1 protein-coding gene and 1 pseudogene are annotated in these 2,128 nt (G+C 61.0%); both read right to left on the bottom strand.

Features of this window, described 5'->3' with window-relative positions; genetic code table 11:
• Positions 1-498 (bottom strand): annotated as a pseudogene (locus HMPREF9538_RS15250) (ABC transporter permease); the annotation flags it as partial.
• A complete protein-coding gene (locus tag HMPREF9538_RS15255) occupies positions 495-2,006 on the bottom strand; it encodes a sugar ABC transporter ATP-binding protein (RefSeq protein ID WP_009484965.1) in 1,512 nt (503 codons plus the stop codon). The gene HMPREF9538_RS15255 and the pseudogene HMPREF9538_RS15250, both read right to left, overlap by 4 nt.
• Between the last annotated feature and the right edge of the window lie 122 nt (positions 2,007-2,128).

The raw sequence follows: 2,128 nt of genomic DNA, 5'->3' as shown, positions 1-2,128 counted from the left end.
GCGCGCGGGGGGGGGGGGGGGCGGGGGCGGCAGACTGAGAAAATCAGCGCTCATCTGATGTGAGTTAACCCAGCCGCCGTCAGTCAGCAGGAAGATAATGCCGCGATAAATGCTCATGGTGCCCAGGGTCACCACAATGGCGGGAATGCCGAGGCGCCAGACCAGCAGGCCGTTAATCATCCCCATCAGCAGGCCCAGCAGGGTTGCCAGCGCCAGCAGCGCCACCACCGGAATACCCGGATAGTGGGCGTTAAGCAGGGCGACGATCATCCCGGTCAGCGCCAGGTTGGCGGCCATCGACAGATCGATGCCTTTGGTGAGCAACACCATCATCTGCCCGAGGGCGAGGATGATAAGGATGGCGGTATCGTTAAACATCTCCACCAGATTGCCCGGTGAAACGAACGACGGCGCCCGGCTGCCGATGGCGCCGATCATCAAAATGATGACCAAAGCCAGCAGCGCTTCGCGATGTTTAAGCCATGCGTGTCCCATCATGCCGCCTCCTGGCCGATGCCGCTGGCGGCGCTAACGATGGTTTCCGCCGTCGCTTCCCCGGCCCGGTACTCGGCGACCATCAGCCCTTCGTGCATTACGATAATCCGGTCGGCCATGCCCATCACTTCCGGCAGCTCTGACGACACCATAATCACCGCCAGCCCCTGGCTGACCAGCTCGGACATAAACTGATGCACGGCGGCCTTTGAGCCGATATCGATGCCTTTGGTCGGCTCATCGAGAATGATCACCTCGGGCTGGGTCGCCAGCCATTTGCCAATCACCACTTTCTGCTGGTTGCCGCCGGAGAGGGTCTCCACCGGCTGCCGCCAGCTGAAGGCTTTAACCTGCAGGCGCGAGGCGTACTCGTCGGCCAGCCGCCATTCCCGGGCGTCGTTCAGGATGCCGTTAGGGTTGAGCTTGCTGAGCTGCGGTAAACTGATGTTCTGGGCGATAGGCAGGTCGATGATCGCTCCCTGTTTCTGCCGCTCTTCCGGCACGCAGACGATGCCCGCGCGGATGGCGTCGGCGGGCTGGTGAAAGCGCATGGTTCTGCCGTTCAGGCGGATCTCGCCGGAGGAGGGGCGCGAGACACCGGAGAGCGCCTGCATCAGCTCGGTGCGTCCGGCGCCCACCAGGCCGTAAAAGCCGAGAATTTCTCCCTTGCGCAGGCGGAAGCTGATATGGGCAAACTCGGTAGGATGACAGAGATCGGTCACCTCCAGCACCGTTTCTCCGGGGGTGCAGTCGACTTTCGGGTAGGTTTGGCTGATCGCCCGGCCCACCATCATCGACACCATCCGCTCTTCGGTGATGTCGCTTATCGCCCCGGAGCTGACGTACACCCCATCGCGCAGGATGGTGTAATAATCGGCCAGCTCGAAGATTTCATCGAACTTATGCGAGATAAACAGGATCGCTTTGCCGTCCTGCTTCAGACGCTCAACGATGTGATAAAACTCCAGGATTTCATGCTGGGAAAGCGCGGCGGTCGGCTCATCGAGGATCACCACCTGGGCGTCGAAAGCCAGCGCCCGGGCAATCGCCACCATGTGACGCTGGGCGATGCTGAGGGTTTTCAGCGTGGCTCGCGGGTCGATCTGGACTTCCAGCCGGGTGAGGATCTCGTTGGCTCTGCGGTGCATCGCTGGCCAGTCGAGCGTTTTGAGCAGTCCCTTATACAGATACTGGCCGACGAAAATGTTTTCGCTGACCGAGAGTTCGTCAAACAGCACGGTTTCCTGGTGAATGGCGGTGATCCCTACCTTATGCGCTGACTCCGGCGTTGGCAGATGAATGGGGATCGCTTTATAGAGGATCTCGCCCTCTTCGGGCTGATAAATACCGGTCATCACTTTGACCAGCGTGGATTTCCCCGCGCCGTTTTCGCCGATTAAGGCGGTCACTTTGCCGGGCCAGAGATCAAGCTGCACGTTCTCAAGGGCGCGCACACCGGGAAAAATCTTGGTGATCCCCTTCAGCGACAGCAGTGGCGTTGATGCTGACATGATAGTTCTCCACAAAAATCACCCCTCACCCTAACCCTCCCCCACAGAGGCGAGGGAACGGTCCGGCGTCCGCTGGCCGCATCGCGCAGAGGGCCAGCCGTTCCCCCCCCCCCCCCCCCCCC

The sequence above is a fragment of the Klebsiella sp. MS 92-3 genome (assembly GCF_000195655.1).
Classification (GTDB): Bacteria; Pseudomonadota; Gammaproteobacteria; order Enterobacterales; family Enterobacteriaceae; genus Klebsiella; species Klebsiella pneumoniae.
The sequence above is the reverse complement of the archived record's forward strand: the minus strand, read 5'-3'. Positions and strand labels throughout refer to the sequence as shown.

Coding starts and splice junctions, on each gene's coding strand:
- HMPREF9538_RS15255 (WP_009484965.1), bottom strand. CDS start 2,006: ATGTCAGCATCAACGCCACTGCTGTCGCTGAAGGGGATCACCAAGATT.